The sequence below is a fragment of the Amycolatopsis sulphurea genome (assembly GCF_002564045.1).
Classification (GTDB): domain Bacteria; phylum Actinomycetota; class Actinomycetes; order Mycobacteriales; family Pseudonocardiaceae; genus Amycolatopsis; species Amycolatopsis sulphurea.
In genome coordinates this window covers 3,742,269-3,763,246 of record NZ_PDJK01000002.1, presented here as the reverse complement: position 1 = coordinate 3,763,246, position 20,978 = coordinate 3,742,269, and the positions used below count along the sequence as shown (strand labels likewise).

Below are 20,978 nucleotides of genomic sequence, written 5' to 3'. Positions count from 1 at the left end.
ACCGGCACTCGTGGGGATACCCCGAAACCCGGGTGCTCAGCCCGCCGCGGAAAGGGCACCGAGCGCGAGCCGGCACAGCAGATCGGCCAGCTCGCCGTCACCGAGATGGCGGTTGTAGGGGGTGGAGTTGATCAGGCCGAACACGGCGTGTGCCGCGGACCGGGCCTGCCGCTCGCCGAGGCCCGGCCGCGCCGCGCGGATCGCCCGCACCCACACTTCGACGTACTGCCGCTGCAGGGCCCGCACCTGCTTGCGGTCGCTGTCGGTGAGGTTCGCCAGATTGCGTTCCTGGACGGTGATCAGGGCCGGGTTCTCGAGGGCGAAGTCGACGTGGAAGCGGACCAGCGCGCCGAGCAGCTCCTCCGGCGTGCCGCCCGCCTCGGCCCGCGCGGTACCCCCCGTCAGCAGAAAGTCGCTGATCGAGCCGAGCATCTCACCGAGGATCGCGTCCTTGCTGCGGAAATGCCGGTACAACGCAGGCCCCGAGATGCCGACCGCGGCACCGATGTCGTCGATGCCCACGCCGTGGAAGCCGTGGTGGGCGAACAGTTCGGCGGCGGCCGCCAAGATCTGTTCCCGCCTGTTCGCCTTCTCGCCCTGCACGAGTGGGGTGGGATTCGCCCGCATCTGGCCATAGTAAGACCGGGTGTTAGCGGGCACTAACCTCCGGTCAGACTTCCGGGTTGGGCCAAGTGGGGTGACCTGCCATTTTCGGGGTGCCTGTGGGGATTGCGCCTGGTATTGCTTTACTCCGTCAAGCTGTCACGACAGGAGTGACCCATGGCTGCTGCCACCCGTCCACCATCACGAAACCTCTCCCGGATGTGCGCGGCCCTGGGGGTCGCTCTGCTTGCATCACTCGGCATCGCGGGCACCGCGAACGCCGTCCAGGCCACCAATTACGTCGCGCTCGGCGATTCCTACTCCTCCGGAGTAGGCGCCGGGAACTACGGCAACTCGGGCGCCTGCAAACGCAGTGCGAACGCCTACGGACAGCTGTGGGCCAACGCCCATTCGGGCACCAAGTTCACCTTCCTCGCCTGCTCCGGCGCCAAGACCGGCGACGTGCTGAACCAGATCGGCTCGATGCCGTCGAATGCCACGCTGGTCACGGTCACCGTCGGCGGCAACGACGCGGGCTTCACCGACGTGATCACCACGTGCACCCTCAACAACGACCAGACCTGCGTCAACCGGGTGAACACGGCGAAGTCCTACGTGCAGAACACCCTGCCGGGGCTGCTCAACAAGGTTTACGCGGCGGTCAAGGCCAAGGCGCCGAACGCAAAGCTCGTCGTGCTGTCCTACCCACGCTTCTACACCGTGCCGGGTTCGTGCTCGGTCGGGCTGAGCGACACGAAGCGGTCCGCGATCAACTCCGGCGCCGACACGCTGGCCTCGGTGCTCTCCGCGCGCGCCTTGGCGGCCGGAGCCAAGTTCGTGGATGTCCGCCCGGCCTTCACCGGCCACAACATCTGCTCCCCGGCCGGTGACTACCTGCACAGTCTCACCTTCCCGGTCGATGAGTCCTACCACCCGACCGTGGCAGGCCAGCGGGGCGGTTACTACGCTCCGCTCTCCTCCGCGATCGGCTGATTTTCCGGGCTGTGAAGGGGCCCTTCACGGACTCTGAGTCCGTGAAGGGCCCCTTCACAGCTGTTCAGCCGAGGAGAGACTTGACGAGGGCAGCGAGCTGGGCGGTTTCCAGCAGGAACGAATCGTGGCCGTGCGGGGAGTCCAGCACCGCGGCGGTGGTCCCGGTACCGGCGGCGATCCGTTCCGTCTGATACGGCGGGTAGAGCCGGTCGCTGTGCACGCCGGCGGCCACGACCCGGGCGGTGATCCGGCCCAGTGCGGCGGCCACCCCGCCCCGGCCGCGGCCCACGTCGTGGGTGTTCATCGATTCGGTGAGCCGCACGTAGGAGCCCGCGTCGAACCGGCGGGCCAGCTTGTCCGCGTGATGGTCCAGATAGGACTCGACGGCGAACCGGCCGCCCCGCAACGGATCCTCCGCCTCCTGCGGACTACTGCCGAACCGTACGGCCAGTTCGGCCTCGCTGCGGTAAGTGGTGTGCGCGATCCGCCGGGCGATCCCGAGCCCGGAATGCGGGCCTTCACCCGGTGCGGCCGAGTAATAGTCGCCGCCACGCCAGCCCGGATCGGTGCGGATCGCGTGCAGCTGCGGCGAAGCCCAGGCGATCTGGTCCGCGGAGGCCTGCGCGGTCGAGGCCACCACGAGCGCCGAGATGACCCGATCGGGTAGCGAAACCGCCCATTCGAGGGCCCGCATACCGCCCATCGACCCACCGGCCACGGCGGCCCAGCGCTCGATGCCGAGCGCATCCGCCAGCGCTGCCTCTGCATGCACCTGGTCCCGCACGGTCACCGCCGGGAACCGGCTGCCCCAGGGCCTGCCGTCCGGATCGGGGGATGCCGGCCCAGTGGAACCCTGGCACCCGCCGAGCACGTTCGCGGCGACCACGAACACTTCGTCGGTGTCGAACGCCTTACCCGGCCCGACCAGCTCGTCCCACCAGCCGGGGCTCGGGTGTCCCGGCCCGGCCGGACCGGCGACGTGACTGTCGCCGGTGAGCGCGTGCTCGATCAGCACCGCGTTGGACGCGTCCGGGGCGAGAGTTCCCCACGTCTCGTAGGCGAGGGTATAGCCGGGCAGCACACCGCCGGCCTCCAGCGCGAGCGCGCCGGGGACGGTGAACCACTTCCGCCGCCCGGGCGGATCCCCGGCCCGCCACGCTCCGGTGGCGGGCACGGGATCGGTCACAGGTCCGCCTTCGCGGCGCGGAACCCCGCTTCCAGGTCGGCTTTGAGGTCCTCGAGCCCTTCCAGGCCGACTGCCAGCCGTACGAGCCCAGGGGTGACCCCGCTGGCCAGCTGTTCGTCCTCGTTGAGCTGGCTGTGCGTGGTGGACGCCGGGTGCACGATCAGGCTCCGCACGTCGCCGATGTTGACCAGCTGGCTGTGCAACTCCGTGCCGTCCACGAACTTGCGGCCCGCATCCGCGCCGCCACGCAAGTCGAACGACAGCACTGCGCCCGCGCCGCGCGGCAGGTACTTCTGCGCGGCGGTGTAGTGCGGGCTGGACGGCAGACCGGCGTAGTAGACCTTCTCGACCTCGTCTCGTTGCTCCAGCCACTCGGCGAGCGCCTGCGCGTTGGCGACGTGCCGCTCCAGACGCAGCGACAGCGTTTCGATGCCCTGCAGGATCAGGAAACTGTTCAACGGGGCGATCGACGCGCCGGTGTCGCGAAGGAGCTGTACGCGCGCCTTCGCTGCGTACGCACCCGGGCCGAGCGCTTCCCAGTACTTGAGGCCGTGGTAGCTCGGGTCGGCCTCGTTGAACCCGGGGAAGCGGGCCGGGTCCTTACCGAAGTCGAACGTGCCACCGTCGACCAGCAAGCCGGCGACGGTGGTGCCGTGGCCACCGAGGTACTTCGTGGCCGAGTGCAGGACGACGTCCGCGCCGTGTTCGATCGGCCGCAGAAGGAACGGCGTGGGCACGGTGTTGTCCACGACCAGCGGTACGCCCGCTTCGTGGGCCACGTCGGCGACCTTGCGGATGTCGAGCACGTTACCGCCAGGGTTGGCGAGCGTCTCGGCGAAGAACAGCTTCGTGTTCGGCCGGACCGCGGCCCGCCACTGCTCGGCGTCGTCCTGGTCGTCGACGAAGGTGACCTCGATGCCGAGCTTCGGCAGCGTGTAGTGGAACAGGTTGTAGGTGCCGCCGTAGAGCGAAGGGCTGGACACGAAGTGGTCGCCCGCGCTGGCCAGGTTCAGGATCGCCGCCGTGGTGGCGGCCGAGCCGGAGGCGAACGCGAGCGCCGCGACCCCGCCTTCCAGCGCGGCGACCCGCTGCTCCAGCACGTCCTGGGTGGGGTTGTTGATGCGGGTGTAGATGTTGCCCGGCTCGGCGAGGCTGAACAGATCGGCCCCGTGCTGGCTGTCCCGGAAGACGAACGAAGTGGTCTGGTAGATCGGCGTCGCACGGGCTCCGGTGGCCGGGTCGGGAGCCGCTCCCGAGTGAATCTGCTTGGTTTCGAAGGACCAGGCCGCGGTGTCGTCCGGCATCGGTTTCTCCTTGCGGGTCAAAGGGTTGGGCATGACCCGGCGGGGAATCGGATCGGCCACGACGCTAACCGCGCGGACCGTCCCACCCTACTGTTCCCAGGAGCTGGGAGAAGCCGGTAATCGGGTGGCACAACCGGTTGGGGTGTCCCGCGAGTGGCGCAGCGGCCGCGGTCTTCTACCGTTGAGCGGGAAAGACGGAGGTGGCAGTGGTCTCGGTGCGCAGTGTGGTGGACCGGGTCGGGCCGACGTTGCTGCACGCGCTGCAGCTACCCGAGGACTGCCCCGCAGTCGGTGACGTGGTGATCGCCGAACCGGGTGCCCCGTCCGGGCTTGCCGCCGGGGATCTGGTGCTGGGCGTGGCCACCGCGGAGCCGGCGGACGCGGTCGAACTCGTCCGGGTGAGCGCCGCGCAGGGGGCCGCGGCCGTGCTGCTGAAGCCGCCGCTGGCCGCGAAGCAGCCGGTGCGGCGGGCGGCGAAAGCGGCCGGGATAGCGCTGATCCAGGTGCACGCGGCGACCTCGTGGGCGCAGCTCGTGTGGTTGCTGCGCACGGTCCTCGACGCGCTGGCCGACGAATCCGAATCACTCGAAGAGGGCAGTGATCCGGGCTCCGGCGACCTGTTCCGGCTCGCCGACGCGGTCGCCTCGGTGGTGGACGCGCCGGTGACCATCGAGGACACCAACTCGCGGGTGCTCGCCTACTCCGCCCGCCAGGATCTCACCGACCCGGCTCGGGTGGCCACGATCATGGGCCGCCGCATCCCGGACGACGTGCTCGCCCGGTTCCGTTCCCGCGGAGTGTTCCGGGAGCTTTCGCGCGGACGGCAGACGATCTTCGTGCCTGCCCAGCGCGACGGCACGCTCCCGCGGCTGATCGTGCCGATCCGGATGGGCGGCGAGCTGCTGGGGTCGATGTGGGCGGTGGTGACCGGCCCGGTGCCGGAGGAGCGCGCCGCGGCGTTCGCGGACTCCGCCCCGGTCGTCGCACTGCATCTGCTGCGGCGGCGAGCGCACACGGACGCGCAGCGCCGGGCGTCCGCCGAGCTGCTGCGGGCGGTGCTGGAAGGCCGTGCCGCACCGCGTCGCGCGGTCGCCGAGCTGGACCTGTCCGACGAACCGCACCGAGTCGTGGTCATCGAGGTGACCGGCGGCGACGGCCGGGACGCCGAAGGACTCCAGCTGGCCTTGCTGGAACGGATCTCCCAGGGCGTCGGCCGCCGCCCACCCGCGACGGAGCTGGGCGGGCTGCTGTACGCCGTCGTCCCCGACCGTGCCGGCCCCGGCGGCTGGCCCGAATTGCGCGACGCACTGCGCGCACAGCCGGCGTCTCGCCGTGGCGGAGTGCCCCGAGCGGCTGCGGGCGCGCCCGGAACCGTTGCCGCGCTGGCGGTTTCACGCGCCCAGGCGGATGAGGCGATCGGCCTGCTGCGCGCCGGATTGGTCGAAAGCCGTGTGGTCGCGTACGACGAGGTGTGGACCGCCCTGGTCCTGCACCGCGCGGCGACCGGAGCCGCAGCCGCGCGCGTCGCCGAACTCGGTCCGCTCGGCGTCCTGCAGGAACACGACGAGGCAAGCAGGACGGGGTACGTCGACACGCTTTACGAATGGCTCCGCCACCCCGGCGACCCGCGAGCGGCCGCGCAACAGCTGCGTATTCACCCGAACACCTTGCGGTACCGGATGAAACGGCTTCTCGACCAGGTGCCGCTCGATCTGGAGGACCCGGACGTCCGGCTGGCGCTGCTCACCCAGCTGGTCGCGCTCCGCTGGAGCTGACCCGGGCCTTGTTCACGCGATTAGCAAGGTTTTTCCCACTGTGCCACGGGATTCGATCGCCGCATGCGCGTCGGCCGCACGTTCCAGCGGGAACCGCTGGCCGATCACCGGGCTGAGCACGCCCGCCGCGGCCGCTTCGAGCGCGGCCTCGGTGAACCCGCGCAACGCTTTCGCGTCACCGATGGAACGAACCAGCGTCACGTCCCGGGCCTGAGCGTCCTCTTCGGACACTTCCGCCCACGATCCGCTGGAGAGTCCGTAGATCGCCATCCGGCCGCCAGGACGGAGCAGAGTGAACGCGGCCGTGCCGACCGGACCGCCGACACCGTCGAAGACCACGTCGACCGGCCCGGCAACGACCGGCCAACCGGGATCGGTGTAGTCGACCGCCAGGTCGGCGCCGAGGTCGCGGGCCTGAGCAGCCTTCGCCGGGCCACCGGCGGCGGCCACCACCTCCGCGCCCGCCGCCTTCGCCAGCTGCACCAGCAGGCTGCCCACACCACCGGCGGCAGCTTCGACCAGTACGCGATCACCCGCGCGTACGTCCGTCGCATGCATCAGGCCGGTCGCGGTGCGGCCGTCGGCGAGCAGGGCTACCGCGACGTCGAGGCTCAGCGCGTCGGGCACCGGGAACACCAGCGTCGCGTCGGCCACGGCCCGCTGGGCATACCCGCCGCGACCGCCGGTGGAGGTGACCACCCGGCGGCCGACCAGCGCCGGGTCCACGTCCGCGCCGATGCGGCTGATCACGCCGCCGACGCCGTTGCCGGGGACCATCGGCAGCTCCACCGCGTACGGTCCGGATCCGGTGGCCCGGAACTGGGTCTCCACGAACGTGATGTTCGCGAACGCCACCTCGATCAGCACCTGCCCCGGACCGGGCACCGGATCCGGGGCCTCCCCCGCGACCAGCACTCCGGGCCCGCCGAACTCCCTCAGCCACACCGCGCGCATATCCCGCCCTTCCGCCTCGTCACCGCCGCGGGACAGCGAACTACCTCGAGCGCGCTCGAAGTCAAGGGCTTTGTTTCGCGAGCACTACGAAATGCCCTGAAAACTGTGATCGGAACACGATGACACCGCTGTCCGGGTGTATCACCGTGAGTGGCAGCACCTCGAACCAAGCCCCCAGGAGGCCGCCGTGCGTATCGCCGTTCCCCGTGAGATCAAGAGGCACGAGTACCGGGTCGCGCTGACCCCGGCCGGCGTGCACGAACTGGTCGGCCGCGGACACGACGTCTTCGTCGAGACCCAGGCCGGCGCCGGTTCCTCGATCACCGACGAGGAGTACGTCGCCGCGGGCGCGAAGGTGCTGGCCACGGCGGAGGAGACCTGGTCCGAGGGCGAACTCGTGCTCAAGGTCAAGGAGCCGATCGCCGACGAGTACCCGCGGCTGCGCAAGGACCTGGTGCTGTTCACGTACCTGCACATCGCCGCGGACCGGCCGCTGACCGACGCGCTGCTGTCCTCGGGCACCACCGCAATCGCGTACGAGACCGTACAAAAGCCGAACGGCGCGCTGCCCCTGCTGGCCCCGATGTCGGAGGTCGCGGGACGGCTGGCGCCGCAGGTGGGCGCCTTCGCGCTGATGAAGCCGAGCGGTGGCCGTGGCGTGCTGCCCGGCGGTATCCCGGGCGTACACCCGGCGCGCGTTGTGGTGATCGGTGGCGGCGTGGCCGGCCTCAACGCCGCACGGGTGGCGCTGGGCCTCGGCTCGGACGTGGAGATCCTGGACACCAACGTGGACCGGCTTCGCCAGATCGACAACGACTTCGGCGGCCGGATCCGCACGGTGACCTCCAACCGGCTCTCGGTCGAAGAAGCCGTGCTGGAAGCCGACCTGGTCGTCGGCGCGGTGCTGGTGCCCGGCGCGAAGGCGCCGAAGCTGGTGTCGAACGACCTGGTGTCCCGCATGAAGCCGGGCAGCGTGCTGGTGGACATCGCTATCGACCAAGGCGGCTGCTTCGCCGACTCTCGGCCGACGACGCACGACGACCCGACCTACCGCGTGCACGAGTCGGTGTTCTACTGCGTCGCGAACATGCCCGGCGCGGTGCCCCGTACGTCGACGTACGGCCTCACGAACGTGACCCTGCCCTACGCCGTGCAACTGGCCGACCACGGCTGGCAAGCCGCACTGTCCGCGGACCCGGCGCTGGCCCTCGGCCTCAACACGCACCACGGCGCGCTGACCAACGCACCGGTCGCGGCCGCGCACGATCTGCCGCACACGGCACTGGAGACCGTCCTTTCCTGACCCGCTTTCCCGACCACGAAACCATCTGGCGACGCGAAGGGCCTCTGCACTACGCAGTGGCCCTTCGCGGTTTCGCACTCGGATGCGGGGCAGCGGATCCCCGGACAAAAGGGGCGACCCGCTCAACCAGCCTGGGGGTCACTGGGAGCGGGCCGCCAAGTACCAGCTTAGGTAATAACGTGCCGCCGCGCCTCCCCGGGGGGCACATCCGTCCGGCTGCGTTTTCCTGCCCCGAGGGCCAACTACCGGTGCTCTTTCTGCACATGCCGGGCAAAACACGTCGTCAGGCGTAGTTGTCAGACCTGCGTGGCAACGGCGGGAACTCCCCGGCCGGTGATGAACATCGCTCGTCCGGCCCACTGCGGCAGGCACTACCGGGCCGGCGCGGCGGGCGTCCGGGAATAAATTGTCGGTCCTGGTCCCTAGGTTTGTGACGTGAGCACCACAGCGACGCCTGCGCGTCAAGACCGTCCGGTTTCCGGGACGGCGCCCCGGCCCACCGGCTGGGTGCGCCGCCTCTCCGCCGCATGCTGGCAGCACCGCGGCGTGGTCGTGCTGGCCATGACGGCGGCGATCCTCAGCGTCGGCGTGCAGGCCGCGAGCCCGCTGCTGGTGCGCTCGGCGGTGGACGGCGCGGTGGACGGGCACACCGCGCAGCTGACCGGGATCGCGATCGCGCTGGTCGCCTTGCAGGTGGTCGCGTTCGGTTCGGCGTTCCTGCGCCGGTACGTGGGCGGCCGGCTCGCGCTGGACGTGCAACACGATCTGCGCAATCAGGTGTTCAACGCGGTGTCCCGGCTCGATGGCGGCAAGCAGGACGCATTGCGCACCGGGCAAGTGGTCTCGCGGGCGATCTCGGACCTGCAGCTCGTCACCGGGTTGCTCATGCAGGTGCCGTTGTCGGCCGGGTCGGTGATCTTCGCGGTGCTGTCGCTCGGCGCGATGCTGTGGATGTCGCCGCTGCTGACGGTGATCGCGTTGATCGTGGCGCCCGCGGTCGGGATCGTGGTGACGTTGAGCAGACGGCGGCTGTTCCCGGCCACCTGGTCGGCGCAACAGCGGGCGGCTGACGTCGCGCAGCAGGTAGAGGAGACCGTCACCGGCGTACGCGTCGTGAAGGGCTTCGGGCAGGAAGCGCGCGAGGTGTCCCGGCTGGAGCGTACGGCGCGGAAGCTGTTCGCCGAGCGGCTTCGCGCGGCGAGGCTGTCCGCCCTGCCCACTGCGACCACTTCGGCGTTGCCCGCGGCCGGGCAAGTGGCGGTGCTGGCCATCGGCGGCATGCTTGCGTTGAACGGCCAGATCAGCCTCGGGACCTTCCTCGCCTTCGCGACCTACCTGGCCACCTTGATCGGGCCGGCGCGGATGTTGTCCAGTCTGGTCGTACAGGCGCAGCTGACGCGCGCGGGTGCGGAGCGGGTGTACGAGCTGATCGACGCGCAACCCGAGGTCGCGGACAGCCCGGACGCGCGGCCGTTGCCCGAAGGGCCGCTCGGGGTGGAGCTGTCCGACGTCCGGTTCGGGTACACGCGCAGCGATCCGGTGCTCGACGGGCTCACGCTCACCGCGCAGCCGGGTGAGACGCTCGCCCTGGTCGGCACGGCGGGGTCCGGCAAGTCCACGATTTCCTTGCTGCTGCCCAGGTTCTACGACGTGCACGACGGTTCGGCGCGGGTCGGCGGAGTGGACGTGCGGGACGTGCCGCTCAAGCAACTGCGGCAGTCCATCGGCGTGGTTTTCGAAGAGGCGTTCCTGTTCTCCTCCTCGATCCGCGACAACATCGCCTACGGGCGACCGGATGCGAGCGACGAGGAGGTCTTCGCCGCGGCCCGGGCCGCCGAAGCCGACGAGTTCATCCGCGAGCTGCCCGAGGGGTACGCCACCGAAGTCGGCGAACGCGGGCTCACGCTGTCCGGAGGGCAGCGTCAGCGGCTCGGCCTCGCCCGCGCGCTGCTGACCGACCCCCGCGTGCTCATCCTCGACGACGCGACGTCCGCGATCGACACCGTCACCGAGGCCGCCATCCACGAGACCCTGCGCGCGGTCACCGCGGCGCGCACCACATTGCTCGTCGCGCACCGTCGCTCCACCCTGCAGTTGGCCGACCGGATCGCGGTGCTCGACCAGGGCCGGGTGGTCGACGTGGGCACCGAGGCCGAGCTGCAAGCGCGGTGCCCGCTGTTCCGTGAGCTGGTCACCGGGCCGGGCAACGACGCGGAGGAACCACATCGGCACAGCGTGCTCACACGGGGCGCAGACGGGCGTACCCCCGAGCTGTGGCCGGATGTCGGCGAGACCGACGAAGTCGACGCGCTCGGCGAAGCCGCGCACGCACGTGGTGGCCCGGAAAGCGGCGGATCGGGGTTCGCCGGAGCGGGAGCGGACGTGCCGCCGACTCCGGAGCTGCTGGAGGGCGTACGGAAGCTGCCGCCCGCGGTGGACCGGCCACGACTGTCCGAAGTGGACGCTACGACACCCGATCCCGGCTTCCGGCTCGGGCGGCTGCTGCGGCCGGTGCGGTGGCCACTGATCGGGGTGATCGCGCTCGTCGCGGCCGACGCGCTGGCTTCGCTCGCGCTGCCCGCGCTGTACCAGCGAGGAGTCGACCACGGCGTGCTGCCCGGCGCCGCGGGCGTGGTGTGGACGCTGGCCGCGGTGGGCGCGCTGGTCGTCGCCGCGGACTGGTTCGTGGTGCACGGGCAGACCAAGCTCACCGCGCGAGTCGGTGAGACCGTGCTGTACTCGCTTCGCGTACGTAGTTACGCGCATCTGCAGCGGCTGGGGCTCGACTACTACGAGCGCGAGCTGTCCGGGAAGATCATGACCCGGATGACCACGGACGTCGACGCGCTGTCCACCTTCCTGCAGACCGGCCTGGCCACCGCGGTGGTGAGCGCGCTGACGCTCGTGGGCATCGCCGTTGCACTGTTGGTCACCGATGTCGCGCTGGCCGCATACGCGCTCGCCATGCTCCCCCTGCTCCTCGTCGCCACGCTCGTATTCCGGCGGGCCGCTTCGCGCGCGTACAGCGAAGCGCGCGAAAAGGTCAGCGTCGTCAACGCCGACATGCAGGAGAACGTCAGCGGCCTGCGCGTGGCCCAGGCGTACACCCGCGAAGAGCGCTCGGCCGCCGCGTTCGCTTCGCGCAGCGACGAGTACCGACGCTCACGGCTGCGCGCACAGCGGTACGTCGCGACGTACTTCCCGCTCGTATCGCTGCTGTCGGACCTGGCGACGACCACGGTGCTGGTGGTCGGCGCGCACCGCGTCGCCGCGGGCACGCTGGAGGCCGGCGTCCTGCTCGGGTTCCTTCTCTACCTCCAGCAGTTCTTCGCGCCGATCCAGCAGCTGTCGTCGGTATTCGACGGCTACCAGCAGGCGCGAGTCGGCCTCAGCCGGATCAGCGACCTGCTGCGTACGCCGACCTCCGTGCCGACTGCCGAGAAGCCGGTCACGCTGCCCGCCCACCTGTCCGGCGAAGTGCGGTTCAAGGACGTCGGGTTCTCCTACGCCGGTGCCGGCACGCCCGCGCTGGAACGGCTTTCGCTCGACGTAGCCCCTGGTGAGACTGTCGCGTTGGTCGGCGCCACGGGTGCCGGGAAGTCCACCGCCGTCAAGTTGGTCGCGCGCTATTACGACGCCACCGACGGTGCCGTACTGATCGACGGCGTAGATGTCCGCGAGTACGACTTACCCGGCCTGCGGGCGCGAATGGGCGTCGTCCCCCAGGAGGCGCACCTGTTCTCCGGCACCGTCGCCGACAACGTCCGCTACGGCCGCCCCGACGCGAGCGATGCCGAGGTCGAAGCCGCCGTACGCACCGTCGGCGCGTTGGAGGGCGTGGCCGCGCTACCCGCCGGCTTCCACCAGCCGGTCGGCGAACGCGGCCGCTCCTTGTCCGCCGGGCAACGGCAACTCGTCGCCCTGGCCAGAGCGGAATTGGTCGACCCGGACGTCCTGCTGCTGGACGAAGCCACCGCCGCCCTGGACCCCGCGACCGAAGCCACCGTGCTCCGCGCCACCGAAAGCTTGTCCCGGCGCCGCACCACCTTCGTCGTCGCACACCGCCTGGCCACCGCCGCGAAAGCCGACCGCATCGTGGTACTCGACCACGGGCGCATCGCCGAACAAGGCACTCACGAGGACCTCCTCAGCGCCGGCGGTCCCTATGCCCGCCTGTGGGCGCTGGGCTGAGCGACGATCAACCCGCGTAAGGCAGTTCCCGCCAGCGAAGGTCCCCCCAGCCGGCCGTGGTCACGTCGGCGGGATCGGCCCAGCGGGTCGTACCGGGCCGGACGTGGGTACCCGGGCCGATGGACCAATCCGGCGCGGCCGGCTCCACATGCTCGAACTCCTCGATCCCGGCCGGGGTGTGCCAGACCACGGAGCAGGTGTCGCACATCAGCACGACCGCGCCGTTCTCCGTCACGAGCGGGCGGATCAGGCCTTCGTCCCAGAACGAGGGACATTCGATCAGCCACATCGCGCACACCACCTCGTCGGCCGGGGAGGCACCGTGCCGGGCGGCACCGGCCCGGGCGCCCCTGAACGAGCAGGCGAACGACAGGCCGCATCCTCCACCGACGGAGTGCACCGCCGGCCAGTGAACTTGGTGCGCACGTGCGGCCAACCCGGCACCAACGTTGCCCGAAGAGGCCATGTCCAGGAGCGATCAGTGCGCTCCGGCGGCGCGACCGGGAACACTTGATCGAGTCAGTGACCGATCCCCTAGTGCGCCAGGCCTCACACAGGGCAGTTCCATCACACGGCAGTCACGGAGGGGGTTAGCCTGGTAGGCGCATTAGCACAGACAAGATCGAGACGGATAGAGGCGAGCCCAAGCCGTGTCCAGCAGCAGCCCTGCGTCACAGTTCGGCCCCAACGAGTGGCTGGTCGAGGAAATGTACGACCAGTTCCTTGCGGACCCCTCCTCAGTCGATGCCGCCTGGCACGACTTCTTCGCGGATTTCAAGCCGACGCAGTCGCCGCAGGCGAAGGCCGACGCCGCCCGGCCCGCCGCGGCCGATAGCGCGGCGAGCGGCGAAAACGGACACGCAACCGAGGCGAAGACCCCCGCGTCCCAGCCTGCCCCGGCGAAGGCCCCGGCGACCGCCGAACCCGCCAAGCCCGCGCCCGCCAAGGCCCAGGCGCCGAAGCCCGCGAAGGCCGCGCCCGCCACGGCCGCGAAGAAGGTCGAGCCGGAGTCGAAGCAGCTCCGTGGTGCCGCGGCCGCGATCGCGAAGAACATGGACGCGTCGCTGTCCGTGCCGACCGCGACCAGTGTCCGTGCCGTACCGGCGAAACTGATGGCGGACAACCGGATCGTCATCAACAACCACCTCAAGCGCACCCGCGGCGGGAAGATCTCCTTCACCCACCTCATCGGCTATGCGATGGTCCGGGCGCTGAAGGACTTCCCGAACATGAACCGGCACTACCAGCTGGTCGACGGGAAGCCGTTCGCGGTCACTCCGGAGCACGTGAACTTCGGCCTCGCGATCGACATGAAGGGCAAGGACGGCGCGCGCACGCTGGTCGTGGCCTCGGTCAAGGGCGTCGAGGACATGACGTTCATGCAGTTCTGGCAGGCCTACGAGGACATCATCAAGAAGGCCCGCACCAACAAGCTCACCGCGGACGACTTCTCCGGCACCACCATCTCGCTGACCAACCCGGGCGGTATCGGCACCAACCACTCGGTGCCGCGGCTGCAGGCCGGGCAGGGCGCGATCATCGGCGTCGGCGCCATGCAGTACCCGGCCGCGTTCGAGGGCACCAGCGAGAAGACCCTGGTCGACCTCGCGGTCAGCAAGATCATGACGCTGACCTCGACCTACGACCACCGGATCATCCAGGGCGCCGAGTCCGGCGAGTACCTCAAGCGGATCCACGAGCTGCTGCTGGGCGAGGACGGCTTCTACGACGACGTCTTCACCAGCCTGCGCCTGCCCTACGAGCCGATCCGCTGGGTCGCCGACATCCCGGACGGCCCGGTCGACAAGACCGCGCGGGTGATCGAGCTGATCGAGGCGTTCCGCATGCGCGGGCACCTGATGGCCGACACCGACCCGCTGAACTACCGCCAGCGCAGCCACCACGACCTGGACGTGCTCTCGCACAACCTGACCCTGTGGGACCTGGACCGGGAGTTCCCGGTCGGCGGATTCGCCGGCGAAGAGACCATGAAGCTGCGCGACATCCTGGGCGTGCTGCGCAACTCCTACTGCCGCACCGTCGGCATCGAGTACACCCACATCCTCGACCCCGAGGAGCGGCGCTGGATCCAGGAGCGGGTGGAGATCCCGCACGCCAAGCCCGACCCCGCGGTGCAGAAGTACGTGCTGTCCAAGCTCAACGCGGCCGAGGCCTTCGAAACCTTCCTGCAGACCAAGTACGTCGGGCAGAAGCGGTTCTCCCTCGAAGGCGGCGAAACCGCGATCCCGCTGCTGGACACCATCCTGGACAAGGCCGCCGAGCACGAGCTCGACGAGGTCGTCATCGGCATGCCGCACCGCGGCAGGCTGAACGTGCTGGCCAACATCGTCGGCAAGCCGATCAGCCAGATCTTCCAGGAGTTCGAGGGCAACCTCGACCCCGGCCAGGCCCACGGTTCCGGCGACGTGAAGTACCACCTCGGCGCCGAGGGCAAGTACTTCCGCATGTTCGGCGACGGCGAGACCAAGGTGTCGCTCACCGCGAACCCCTCGCACCTGGAGACCGTCGACCCGGTCCTGGAAGGCATCGTCCGCGCCAAGCAGGACATCCTCGACAAGGGCGACAGTGTCACCGGGGGCTACTCCGTCCTGCCCGTGCTGATGCACGGCGACGCCGCGTTCGCCGGGCAGGGTGTCGTGGCCGAGACGCTGAACCTCGCGCTGCTGCGCGGATACCGCACCGGCGGCACCGTGCACGTGATCGTCAACAACCAGGTCGGCTTCACCACTGCGCCGGAGCACTCGCGTTCGTCGCAGTACGCCACCGACGTGGCGAAGATGATCGGCTCGCCGATCTTCCACGTCAACGGCGACGACCCGGAGGCGGCGCACTGGGTGGCCAAGCTGGCCGTCGAATACCGGCAGGCGTTCCACAAGGACGTCGTCATCGACCTCATCTGCTACCGCCGCCGCGGGCACAACGAGGGCGACGACCCGTCGATGACGCAGCCGGCGATGTACGACATCATCGACACCAAGCGCTCGGTCCGCAAGACCTACACCGAGTCCCTCATCGGCCGGGGCGACATCTCCGTCGAAGAGGCCGAAGCCGCCCTGCGCGACTTCTCCAGCCAGCTCGAACACGTCTTCAACGAGGTCCGCGAGCTGGAGAAGCACCCGGCGAAGGCCAGCCCCTCGGTCGAGGAAGAGCAGCAGATCCCGGCCAAGGTCGCCACCGCCGTGTCGCAGGAAGTCGTCGAGCACATCGGCGACGCCTTCCTCAACGTGCCGGAGGGCTTCACCCCGCACCCGCGCGTCAAGCCCGTCATGGAACGCCGGCACAAGATGTCCCGCGAAGGCGGCGTCGACTGGGCCTTCGGCGAACTGCTCGCCTTCGGCACGCTTGCGCTGGAAGGCAAACTGGTCCGCCTGTCCGGCCAGGACTCCCGCCGCGGCACCTTTACCCAGCGCCACTCGGTCTACATCGACCGCCGCACCGGCCAGGAATACTCGCCGCTGCAGCACCTCTCCGACGAGCAGGGCCGCGTGATGATCTACGACTCCGCGCTGTCCGAATACGCCGCGGTCGGTTTCGAATACGGCTATTCCGTGGCCAACACCGAATCCCTGGTCATGTGGGAAGCCCAGTTCGGCGACTTCGTCAACGGCGCCCAAAGCGTCATCGACGAATACATCTCCTCCGGCGAAGCCAAATGGGGCCAGCGTTCCGACGTCGTGCTCCTGCTCCCGCACGGCCACGAAGGCCAGGGCCCGGACCACACCTCCGGCCGCATCGAGCGTTTCCTGTCCCTGTGCGCGGAAGCCTCGATGACCGTCGCCGTGCCCTCCACCCCGGCGAACTACTTCCACCTGCTGCGCCGCCACGCGCTCGACGGCATCCAGCGCCCGCTGATCGTCTTCACCCCGAAGTCGATGCTGCGCAACAAGGCCGCCACCTCCGCCGTCGAGGACTTCACCGGGCAGAGCCGGTTCATGTCCGTGATCGACGACGCCGAGATCGACCCCGGCAAGGTCCGCAAGGTCCTGCTGACCTCGGGCAAGCTGTACTGGGAGCTGATCGCCGAGCGGGAGAAGCTCGGGGTGGACGACGTCGCGATCGTCCGCATCGAGCAGTACTACCCGCTGCCGAAGAAGAAGCTCCTGGCCGCGATCGAGCGTTACGCGAACTCCCGGCAGATCACCTGGGTCCAGGAGGAGCCGGAAAACCAGGGCGGCTGGCCGTTCTTCGGTCTCAACCTGCCGCGCAAGCTCCCGGAGGTCTTCGCCGGGCTCGACGTGGTGGCCCGCCGCCCGATGGCCGCGCCGTCGGCCGGTTCGTCGAAGGTGCACGAGGTCGAGCAGAAGGCCCTGATCGCCAAGGCCTTCGAGTAACCCATTTCGAGTGATCAAAGCTGTGAAGGGACCCTTCACGGACTCTGCGTCCAGGGTGTCGGCAAAGTCGGTGCGGAGGGCCCTGCGCAGGTGTGGAGGGCTGTGAAGGGTCCCTTCACGGACCCGAAACCGGTCGGGCAGCCACGGCTCTGTCTGCTGATCACGGGCCCTCGGCCAAACTTTGCCAGGACCCTGGACTCTGTGTCCGTGAAGGACCCTTCACAGCTTTCCCCCGGCGGAACCGCAAGAATGGCACCTATGCTGATCCGTTCGGCGGCCGTGGACGACGCAGCCGCGATTCACGCACTGCACAACGCCGCGTTCACACCGCACAACCCGGGCGTGACCGGGGAGCTGCCGGAAGCGCGGCTCGTCGACGAGTTGCGCGCGGACGGCGATCTGCTCCCCGAGCTGTCTCTGGTCGCCGTACGCGAAGGGCAAGTAATCGGCCACGCCTGCAGCAGCCCCGGCCGGATCGGCGACGACGCGAAGTCCGCGATCGGCTTTGGCCCGCTCGGCGTGCTGCCCGAGCACCAGCGCACCGGGGCGGGCGCAGCGCTGGTGCATGCGACAGTCGGCGCCGCGAATGCCCTCGGCTATCAGCTCGTCATGCTGCTGGGCAGCCCCGAGTACTACTCCCGGTTCGGCTTCGTCCTGGCCGGCACGCTGGGCATCACGCCGCCGGTCGCCGAGTGGGCGCCGTACTTCCAGGCGCTCCCGCTGGCCGCATACCGCCCGGAGAACCACGGCGCATTCCGCTACGCACCGGCTTTCGACCGGCTCTGAGAATCCGTGAAGGGCCCCTTCACGGATTCTGAGTCCGTGAAGGGCCCCTTCACAGCCCTTGGCGCTGCGGTAAGGCGCTAGGACTTCAGCCCGTTACGCGCGAGGAAATCGTCCGCGATGTCCTGCGGATTGCGCTTCTCCCCGGTGAACTCGACGTTCAGCTGGATCAGCTCCTCGGTGGTCAACGCGGCGGACACCCGGTTCAACGCGGCCGTCTCGCGCTCGTTGAGCACGCCCTTCGCGACCAGTGGCACGATGTTCTGCGCCGGGAACATGTGCTTGTCGTCCTCCAACGGGACGAAGCCGTTCGCCGCGATGGTGGCCGAGGTACTGAACAGATCGGCCACCTGGACGTCACCGGAGCGCAAAGCGGCCACGGTGACCGGGCCGCCGGTGTCGGTGGTGCGGATCTCCTTGAACTCGCAGCCGTAGAGCTGCTTGATCCGGTCCTTCCACCGGCTGCTCCACTGGCCCGGACCACCCATCACCAGGTCCTTGCAGCGCGGGCCGAGCTGGGAGAAGGTCCGGACCCCGGAATCGGCCAGCTGCTTGCCCACCACCAGCAGGTCCTTGTCCTCGGCCGGGGCCTGCTCAAGCACCTCGAACCCGGCGGGCAGCTTCTGCTTCAGCTGCGCGTAGACCTCGGCCGAGGTCGTCGCCGGGGTGTCCTTGTCGAAGTACCGCAACAGGTTCCCGCTGTAGTCCGGCACCAGCGACAGCGATTTGTCCTGCAGCGCCTTGACCACCACCTCGCGGCTGCCCACCGGCGGGCGCACGGTCACGTTCTCCGCACCGGCGTTACGCAGCGTCCCGGCGTAGATCTGGGCCAGCAGCAGGCTTTCCCCGACATCGGAGGCGCCGATGATGATATCGCCGCCGGCCCCGCCCTCGCCGCCGCCGGCGAGCGGATTACCGCAGGCCGAAAGCAGCAGGGCCAGGCCCGCCACGAGAACACCGAACCGCTTCACGCCGTACCTCCCACGGCCACTGCCCGGCCGGACGCCGCCTTGGCGGCCAGCCGAACCCCCTTCGGCACCAGTGCCCGCTGCACTGCGCCGAGCACCAGATCGAACGCGATCGCCAGCAGGGCGGTGAGAATCGCGCCCGCGACGACCTCGGTGTAGTCCAAAATGGCCAGTCCGTCGAGCAGGAACCGGCCGAGCCCGCCCAGCCCGACGTAGGCGGCCACCGCCGCGGTCGCCACCAGTTGCAGCACCGCGTTGCGGATCCCGCCGAGCACCAGCGGAAGCGCGATCGGCACCTCCACCTGCCACAGCCGCTGCCAGCCGGTCATGCCGATGCCCTGCGCGGCATCCACCACCTCGTGCTCCGCCGACTGCAGCCCGGCGTAGGTCCCCGCGAGCACCGGCGGGATCGCCAGCACCACCAGCCCGATCACGGTGGCCGTGGTGCTCTCGGTGAACAGCAAGAACAAGAAGGTGATGAGCCCCAGCGTGGGCAGCGCGCGGACGGCGTTGCCGATGCTGACCAGCGCGACCCCGCCGCGGCCGGTGTGGCCCACGAACAGCCCCACCGGAATGGCGATCACGAGCGCGATGACGAGGGAGAGCAGCACGTAGCCCACATGCTCACCCAGCCGCGCCCCGATGCCGTCGGGACCCTGCCAGTTCGCGGCTGTGGTGAACCAGCCGAAGACATCGCCGATCATCCGGCCACCTCCGCTGCGGCCGTGGTCCGGCCCGCGCGTTCCCAGGGGGTGAGCAAATTCCGCAGCAGCACCAGCAGCAGGTCCACGACGAGCGCCAGCACCATGGTCAACACGATACCGATCACGATCGGCGGGAAGTACTCGCGCTGGAACCCGTCGGTGAACAGCCGGCCCAGCCCGCCGGTGCCGATCAGCGCGCCGACGCTCACCAGGCTGATGTTGCTCACCGAGGCCACCCGTACGCCCGCGGCCAGCACCGGCACCGAAAGCGGCAGCTCCACGGCCAGGAACCGGCGCGGCCCGCGGTAGCCGATCGCGGTGGCGGCCGCGACGATGTGCGGCGGCACCGCGTCGAGCGCGTCCAGCACCGGCCGCACCAGCAGCGCCGTGCTGTAGATCGTGAGCGCGACGATCACGTTGACAGGGTCCAGGATCCGGGAGCCGATGAGGCCCGGGATCACCACGAACAGCGCCAGCGAAGGGATCGTGTACAGCAGGTTCGACACCACCAGCAGCACCGAGCGCGTGGCCCGGTTGTGGTGCCCCAGCCAGCCGAGCAGGATCGCCAGCACGATGCCCAGCGCCAGCGGCACCAGCGCGAGGTAGACGTTCTGGCCGAGATCGCCGAGGAGATCGTCGCGATTGTGCACGCTGGACAGGTACCGGCCGAGATCGCCGAAGAAGCCGCCCATCAGGACCCCTGCGGGGAAGCCTCGATCACGTCCAGCACCTGGTGCGCCAGCACCGTGCCGAGCACGCGAAGATCCTCGTCCACCACCACGCCGAGGCTGGCCGGCGAGGACAGCGCGGCGTCCAGCGCGCCGCGGATCGGCGTGCCCTCGAGGTAGAGCGAACCGCCCGCCACCAGATCGGTCTCCGCCAGCGGACCGTCCACTGTGGAGCCCGGCGGTAGCCAGCCGCGTGGCTGTTTGTCCTCGTTCACCACCAGCTGCCAGCCTTCCGACGGGCCGGTCACGGTGCTGCCCAGCTCGACGGTGTTGACCGGGGAGACCTGTACCCCGGTCGCCGGCAGGAAGGACAGCCCGCGGTAGCCCCGGTCGCGGCCGACGAAGGAGGCGACGAAATCGTCCACCGGATGCCGCAGCACCTCGGCCGGAGTGCCGTACTGGGCGAGCTTCCCGCCCACCCGCAGCACCGCGACCTTGTCCCCGAGCCGGACCGCCTCGTCGATGTCGTGCGTGACGAACACGATGGTCTTGCCCAGCTGGGAATGCAGCCGCAGCAGCTCGTCCTGCAACCCCTCCCGGACCACCGGGTCGACCGCGGAGAACGGTTCGTCCATCAGCAGCACCGGGGAGTCCGCGGCGAGCGCGCGGGCCACGCCGACCCGCTGCTGCTGCCCGCCCGACAGCTGCGCCGGATAACGCTTGCCGAGCCCGGTGGGCAGGCCCACGGTCTCCAGCAGCTCGGCCGCCCGGGCCCGGGCCTTGCGCTTGTCCCAGCCCGACAGCAGCGGCACGGTGGCGATGTTGTCCAGCACTGTCCGGTGTGGAAAGAGCCCGGCGTGCTGGATCACGTAGCCGATCCCGCGGCGCAGAACCGCCGGGTCGCCCGCGCTGACGTCCTCGCCGTCGAGCAGGACGCTGCCCGAGGTGGGCTCGACCATCCGGTTGATCATGCGCAGCGAGGTCGTCTTGCCGCAGCCGGAGGGGCCGACGAACACCGTGATGGTGCCGTCCTCCACGGTCAGGGAGAGCCCGTCGACCGCTACTGTGCCATCCGGATACCGCTTGGTGACGTCGCGAAATTCGATTGTCACAGACTTCTCCCCACCATCGGATGCAGGATCCGACGTTAGCCGAATCGACAGGCCTTGGCAGCATGTCCCGCGGAGCGGACTA

15 protein-coding genes are annotated in these 20,978 nt (G+C 69.7%); 6 read left to right on the top strand and 9 right to left on the bottom strand.

What is annotated here, in order from left to right:
* Positions 1-36: 36 nt before the first annotated feature.
* Positions 37-627, bottom strand: coding sequence for an SACE_7040 family transcriptional regulator (locus ATK36_RS23310; protein ID WP_170069867.1), 591 nt, complete (start codon positions 625-627; stop codon positions 37-39).
* A 195-nt stretch (positions 628-822) separates the two neighbouring features.
* On the opposite strand from ATK36_RS23310, the gene ATK36_RS23305 reads away from it, so the two are divergent.
* Positions 823-1,596 (top strand): SGNH/GDSL hydrolase family protein, encoded by a 774-nt coding sequence (locus ATK36_RS23305; protein ID WP_098513436.1) that lies wholly within the window; start codon positions 823-825, stop codon positions 1,594-1,596.
* Between the two features lie 64 nt (positions 1,597-1,660).
* On the opposite strand, the gene metX is transcribed toward ATK36_RS23305, so the two are convergent.
* Both metX and ATK36_RS23295 read right to left on the bottom strand, forming a co-directional pair.
* The gene (gene metX / locus ATK36_RS23300; protein WP_170069866.1) at positions 1,661-2,782 is read right to left on the bottom strand and encodes a homoserine O-acetyltransferase MetX; all 1,122 of its coding nucleotides are present in this window, start codon (positions 2,780-2,782) and stop codon (positions 1,661-1,663) included.
* Complete coding sequence (locus tag ATK36_RS23295; RefSeq protein ID WP_098515127.1) at positions 2,779-4,086, bottom strand: bifunctional o-acetylhomoserine/o-acetylserine sulfhydrylase; 1,308 nt, start codon at positions 4,084-4,086, stop codon at positions 2,779-2,781. Before ATK36_RS23295 ends, metX begins: the two co-directional genes overlap by 4 nt.
* Before the next feature lie 206 nt (positions 4,087-4,292).
* Here ATK36_RS23295 and ATK36_RS23290 point away from each other — a divergent pair, with 206 nt between their 5' ends.
* The gene (locus ATK36_RS23290) at positions 4,293-5,861 is read left to right on the top strand and encodes a PucR family transcriptional regulator (protein ID WP_098513435.1); all 1,569 of its coding nucleotides are present in this window, start codon (positions 4,293-4,295) and stop codon (positions 5,859-5,861) included.
* Between the two features lie 12 nt (positions 5,862-5,873).
* Here the strand turns inward: ATK36_RS23290 and ATK36_RS23285 are convergent, their stop codons facing one another.
* Positions 5,874-6,815, bottom strand: coding sequence for a zinc-binding dehydrogenase (locus tag ATK36_RS23285; RefSeq protein ID WP_098513434.1), 942 nt, complete (start codon positions 6,813-6,815; stop codon positions 5,874-5,876).
* Between the two features lie 187 nt (positions 6,816-7,002).
* Here ATK36_RS23285 and ald point away from each other — a divergent pair, with 187 nt between their 5' ends.
* Positions 7,003-8,118, top strand: a complete 1,116-nt coding sequence (ald, locus tag ATK36_RS23280) for an alanine dehydrogenase (protein ID WP_098513433.1) — start codon at positions 7,003-7,005, stop codon at positions 8,116-8,118.
* Between the two features lie 435 nt (positions 8,119-8,553).
* Positions 8,554-12,309: an ABC transporter ATP-binding protein gene (locus tag ATK36_RS23275; RefSeq protein WP_098513432.1), complete on the top strand. Its 3,756-nt coding sequence runs from the start codon at positions 8,554-8,556 to the stop codon at positions 12,307-12,309.
* Between the two features lie 7 nt (positions 12,310-12,316).
* On the opposite strand, the gene ATK36_RS23270 is transcribed toward ATK36_RS23275, so the two are convergent.
* Entirely contained in the window at positions 12,317-12,709 is a 393-nt protein-coding gene (locus ATK36_RS23270; protein ID WP_245915030.1) for a hypothetical protein, read from the bottom strand.
* Between the two features lie 250 nt (positions 12,710-12,959).
* Between ATK36_RS23270 and ATK36_RS23265 the strand changes: the two genes are divergently transcribed.
* Positions 12,960-16,661, top strand: a complete 3,702-nt coding sequence (locus ATK36_RS23265) for a multifunctional oxoglutarate decarboxylase/oxoglutarate dehydrogenase thiamine pyrophosphate-binding subunit/dihydrolipoyllysine-residue succinyltransferase subunit (protein WP_098513431.1) — start codon at positions 12,960-12,962, stop codon at positions 16,659-16,661.
* A 258-nt stretch (positions 16,662-16,919) separates the two neighbouring features.
* Positions 16,920-17,447 carry a GNAT family N-acetyltransferase gene (locus ATK36_RS23260; protein ID WP_098513430.1) on the top strand — a complete coding sequence of 176 codons (528 nt, stop codon included), beginning with the start codon at positions 16,920-16,922 and terminating at the stop codon, positions 17,445-17,447.
* Between the two features lie 77 nt (positions 17,448-17,524).
* On the opposite strand, the gene ATK36_RS23255 is transcribed toward ATK36_RS23260, so the two are convergent.
* Genes ATK36_RS23255 through ATK36_RS23240 form a run of 4 tightly spaced genes read right to left on the bottom strand, consistent with a single transcriptional unit; the run spans position 17,525 to position 20,896 of the window.
* Positions 17,525-18,415 carry an ABC transporter substrate-binding protein gene (locus ATK36_RS23255; protein ID WP_098513429.1) on the bottom strand — a complete coding sequence of 297 codons (891 nt, stop codon included), beginning with the start codon at positions 18,413-18,415 and terminating at the stop codon, positions 17,525-17,527.
* Positions 18,412-19,116, bottom strand: coding sequence for an ABC transporter permease (locus ATK36_RS23250; RefSeq protein ID WP_098513428.1), 705 nt, complete (start codon positions 19,114-19,116; stop codon positions 18,412-18,414). Before ATK36_RS23250 ends, ATK36_RS23255 begins: the two co-directional genes overlap by 4 nt.
* Positions 19,113-19,808, bottom strand: a complete 696-nt coding sequence (locus tag ATK36_RS23245) for an ABC transporter permease (protein ID WP_098513427.1) — start codon at positions 19,806-19,808, stop codon at positions 19,113-19,115. Before ATK36_RS23245 ends, ATK36_RS23250 begins: the two co-directional genes overlap by 4 nt.
* On the bottom strand, positions 19,808-20,896 hold the full coding sequence (locus ATK36_RS23240; RefSeq protein WP_098513426.1) for an ABC transporter ATP-binding protein: 1,089 nt from the start codon (positions 20,894-20,896) through the stop codon (positions 19,808-19,810). Before ATK36_RS23240 ends, ATK36_RS23245 begins: the two co-directional genes overlap by 1 nt.
* Positions 20,897-20,978: the final 82 nt, after the last annotated feature.